The following is a 4,821-nucleotide window of genomic DNA, read 5'->3' on the forward strand; positions in this document are numbered from 1 at the left end:
GCCACATGGCTTCGACGTAGTCCCCGGCAAAGCCCCAGTCGCGCTTGGCGTCGATGTTGCCCAGGCGCAGTTCATGCTGCTTGCCCTGCTTGATCCGGGCGGCGGCGTCGGTGACTTTGCGTGTGACGAACTCGATGCCGCGCAGCGGTGATTCATGGTTGAACAGGATGCCGCTACTGGCGTGCAGGTTGAAGCTCTCGCGGTAGTTCACGGTGATCCAGTGGCCGTACAACTTGGCTACGCCATAAGGGCTGCGCGGATAGAACGGTGTGTTCTCGTCCTGCTGTTCGGCCTGGATCAGGCCGAACATTTCGCTGGTGGACGCCTGGTAGAAACGCGTGTGCGCACTGAACTGACGGATCGCTTCGAGCAGGTGGGTAACACCCAGACCGTCGACGATGCCGGTGGTCACCGGTTGATCCCAGGAGRCCGCGACAAAGCTTTGCGCGGCGAGGTTGTAGACCTCGTCCGGCGCCGACTTGATCACCGCGCGCTGCACTGAACAGGCATCGGCCATGTCGCCGTCCAGGTAGACGATGTCCGCTTCGACTCCCATCTCGCGCAGGCGCCAGCGCGAGTCGCTGCTGCGACGCGCCACCAGGCCGTGGACTTTGTAGCCCTTGTCGAGCAGCAGTTTGGCCAGATACGCGCCATCCTGGCCGGTGATACCTGTGATCAATGCACTTTTAGTCATTCTTGTCGTACTCGCTTCTCCCAGTCGGACAGGATCGCCCGCAGGGATTGTTGTGTTGTGATTTCAGACTTCCATCCGGTGGTCTGGACCAGCCTGGCAGGGCTGCCACACACCCGACGCTGATCCGCGCGGCGAAGTCGCGCAGGGTCCTGGACCAATTGCAGGTCGACCTGGGCAAGATCTGCCAGCTGCTCGATCAAACTGCGAATGCTCCGCTCGTGCCCCGAGCAAATGTTGTACACCTGCCCCGGTGTGCCTTTCTCCAGCAAAGCCAGATAGGCCGAGACCACGTCCGCGACATCAAGGAAATCGCGCGTGACATCGATGTCCCCGACCTCCAGCTCTGGCCCTTGCAGGCCTTGCTTGATCCGGCAGATCTGACGGGCGGCGCTGGCGATGACGAAGCTGTCTTTCTGCCCTGTGCCGATGTGGTTGAACGGGCGGGCGACCAGTACCGGCCAGCCTTCGCTCAGGCCCCATTGCAAACTCAGGAATTCTGCCGACAGTTTGCTCACGGCATATGGATTGCGCGGGCAGGGTGGCTGCAATTCAGTGATGGGCAGATGATCTTCGGTGACCTGGCCATAGACATCACCGGAGCTGACGTACAGAAATGTGCCGGTGAAGCCGCGCGCCTTGAGGGCTTGCAGCAGGTTCAGGGTGCCCAGCAGGTTGATTTTCAGGGTGCGCGCCGGATCACGAAAGGCGTCCGGGACGAAAGTCTGGCCGGCCAGGTGAATCACCGCATCGGGCATTTCCGGCCACAGGCCTTCGAGGCTGTCCGGCTCGCAGAGATCGTAGCGACAAGGAGCAGGTAGAAGCTCCCATTCCGAGGCATCAGCCTGCAAACGCGACTGGATGTGTTGTCCGACGAATCCGGTCAGACCCGTGACAAACAGACGTTTTTTCAAACAGCGACCCCTTGGTCATGCATTTCATCCAGTTTCCACAGTCTTCATGGAAAGGTTTACGAGCCGATATGATCGCTCGAAAGACAGGTGAAATGTTTGTTGTAGTTGTTTGGTAGCCAATCTGTGCCATTTGCTCGGTAATTTCAACAAGTCCAAAAGTGACTGATCGGTTCTCCTCAGCGTAGCCTGATTTATTCTCGCCGGGCGGTTCACGAATCCTCAATGGATGTGTTTAGAATGCCCCTCGTCACGATTAACCGGCGTTCGTGTGGGTTGTTCCGGGACTCTGCGAATCTGTCCTTTAAAACAAGAACGTAGACGGGCAAAAAGACGATGGACGAGGACTGGCGAGTGCCGGCTCGATCCATGGTTTTTCCGTCATAGAGTGAGGCCGCCGGGATGGCGGTTTCATCGTGGGATGCCATGAATTTCATTCTTTACTCGGACATCAACGACAGCTCCATCAGCCAGAGCCTTGGTCGTCCCGAATACAGTTACTACTTCGTGCTCAAGGCGTATCGCCCTGTGCTCGAAAGCCTTGGGCGAGTGCATGTGGTGTCCTCCACCGCCGAGGTCGATCCGCTCTACAAACAGTTATTGGCCGCCGGCGAAGACAGTCTGTTCCTGTCGTTTACGCCGCCGCAGAAAACCCCGAACGACCTTGAGTGCCCGACGATCTGCGTGGTGGCCTGGGAGTTTGATTCGATTCCCGATGAACAATGGGATAACGACCCGCGCCAGGACTGGACGCAAATGCTGGCGCGGCAGGGCCGGGTGATCACACTCTCCAGCCATACCGCCCGGGCGATTCGCCGGACCATGGGTGAAGACTTTCCGGTGCTGGTGTTGCCGACGCCGTTGTGGGAAAACTTCGCCGACATTCGTAGTCGCCACACCAGCGTCCCGATCAGCGCCGGCTCGACCCTGGACATCAAGGGTTGCATCTTCGATACGCGCACACTCGGGCTGAGTGCCGATGCACTGATTCCCGTCGTGCCGACCGCCGAGGAACTGGCGGCGCTCGAGGCCGAGCTGGAGGCATTGAAGCCACCGCCGCTGACGCTCAAGCGCCGCTTGGTGATTGCTCGCCATTACCTGCATATGTGGCGCCTGGACAAAGGTAAATCGCTGCCGATCCCGGTGCATCGCACGCATTTTCTAAGCCAGTGGTACTGGGAAGGGATTCGCGACTTGTTGTCGGATGCCGCCCATGAGCGTCTCGCTGGCTGGCTGCCGGCCATCGCCGGCCCGCAGACGATTGCAGTACCCGAGCCAGAACCGCGACAGTGGCCGGACACCACCGCCCAGGTCGAAACACAGGTTGACGGTGTGGTGTACGTCACCGTGTTCAACCCGCGTGACGGTCGCAAGAACTGGCATCAACTGATCACTGCATTCTGCTGGGCGTTCCGCGAAACGCCTGACGCGACACTGGTGCTGAAGATTACCCAAAGCGATCTGTCGTCCTACCACGACGAACTGATGACGTTRCTCGCGCAGCTTTCGCCGTTCGCCTGTCGGGTGGTGGTCATGCACGGCTACCTGGACGACCCGCAATACGCCCGGCTGTACGAAGCCGCCAGTTACTACGTCAATGCCTCGCGCTGCGAAGGGCTGTGCCTGCCGCTGATGGAGTTCATGGCCAGCGGTAAACCGGTGATTGCCCCGGATCACACGGCCATGGAGGACTACATCGATGAGCGTGTGGCGTTTGTGGTCAAGTCCAGCGAAGAGCTGACCATCTGGCCGCAGGACACTCGCATCATCTACCGCACCCTGCGTTACCGGCCGGATTGGGGTTCGCTGAAAACCGCTTACGAAAACAGCTACCGTCTGGCCAAGGAACAACCCCTGGAGTATCAGCGCATGTCCCTCGCCGCCGTCGAGCGCATGCACGATTACTGCGCTTTCGCCCCGGTACAGAAACGCATGGCGGATTTTTTCGGGCTGGCACCACAGGCTTTGCCGACAGCAACCGTGACGGATACCGCCTCATGCTGATCATCATTCATTCGGAAACCAACCAGCAGACTATTGCCCAGAACCTTGGCCGCTCGGAGTACAGCTATTACTTCGTGCTCAAGGAGTACCGACCCGTGCTGGAGCGGCTGGGGCGAGTGGTAGAAGTCAGCGACCCGCAGACCGAAGTCGATGCCTTGTACATGGACTGTCTGTCCCGTGGTGAAGAATGCGTGTTCCTGTCGTTCTCACCGCCTCATCGCACGCCGGTCAATTTCGCCTGCCCGACGCTGCCGGTGTTCGCGTGGGAATTCAGCACCATCCCCAACGAACCCTTTGCCGGTGACCCGCTCAATGACTGGCGCACGGTGTTGCGGGCAGCGGGTGCAGCGATTACACATTCCAGCTACACCGTGAATGCGGTGCGCGAGGCGATGGGCACCGACTATCCGGTCATCGCGGTACCGGCCCCGGTATGGGATCGGTTTTCCGAGCGCGGCGCCCACTTGCAACGTCAGCCCTTGGCCAGTCAGGTGCGGTTGACGCTCAAGGGGTTGCTGGCAGACAGCCGTGAACTCGACTTGCGAGCCTTCGGCCCCGTGGCCACTCGTCAAGGTGTGGGTATTGATTTCGAGGCCCCGCCGAGTGAACACGAGTTGGTCCTCGACGGCGTGATTTACACCTCGGTGTTCAACCCCGGTGACGGGCGCAAGAATTGGGAAGACATGCTCAGTGCCTTTTGCGTGACGTTTCGCGAGGTGGACGACGCAACGCTGGTGCTCAAATTGACGCATCACGATGCCGAAGAAGCGCTGACCGACATCCTTCACCACTTGTACAAAAACCAGTCTTACCGCTGCCGGGTCGTGCTGATTTACGGCTATCTGGCTGACGCGGACTATGAGCAGCTGGTGCAGGCCACGAGTTACGTGGTCAACACGTCCTACGGCGAAGGCCAATGTCTTCCGCTGATGGAGTTCATGTCCTGTGGCAAACCGGCCGTGGCGCCACGGACCACGGCGATGATCGATTATCTGGATGCCGATAATGCATTCCTGATTGACTCCACCGATGAGCTGACGGCCTGGCCACATGACCCGCGCAGGGCGTTTCGTACCTTGCGTTACGTCACCGATTGGGCGTCGTTGTGCAGGGCTTACCAATCAAGCTATGACGTGGCCAAGGGTGATCCGGGGCGTTATGCACAGATGTCCGCGCACGCAGTGGCCAGCCTCAAGAAATTCTGCAGTCAGGCCA

Annotated in this window: 4 protein-coding genes; 2 read left to right on the forward strand and 2 right to left on the reverse strand. The window is 59.5% G+C overall.

Annotation, left to right across the window (positions count from 1 at the left end):
- The coding region (locus AC1DVH_RS26005; RefSeq protein ID WP_477756214.1) for a GDP-mannose 4,6-dehydratase at positions 1–694 on the reverse strand (694 nt) is incomplete at its 3' end.
- Positions 691–1,605, reverse strand: coding sequence for a GDP-mannose 4,6-dehydratase (locus AC1DVH_RS26010; RefSeq protein WP_477756215.1), 915 nt, complete (start codon positions 1,603–1,605; stop codon positions 691–693). The genes AC1DVH_RS26005 and AC1DVH_RS26010, both read right to left, overlap by 4 nt.
- Before the next feature lie 423 nt (positions 1,606–2,028).
- Between AC1DVH_RS26010 and AC1DVH_RS26015 the strand changes: the two genes are divergently transcribed.
- Both AC1DVH_RS26015 and AC1DVH_RS26020 read left to right on the forward strand, forming a co-directional pair.
- Entirely contained in the window at positions 2,029–3,606 is a 1,578-nt protein-coding gene (locus AC1DVH_RS26015) for a glycosyltransferase (RefSeq protein WP_477756216.1), read from the forward strand.
- A partial coding sequence (locus AC1DVH_RS26020) for a glycosyltransferase (protein WP_477756217.1) occupies positions 3,600–4,821 on the forward strand: 1,222 nt, incomplete at its 3' end. The genes AC1DVH_RS26015 and AC1DVH_RS26020, both read left to right, overlap by 7 nt.

The sequence above is a fragment of the Pseudomonas sp. P4_C3 genome (assembly GCF_056402075.1).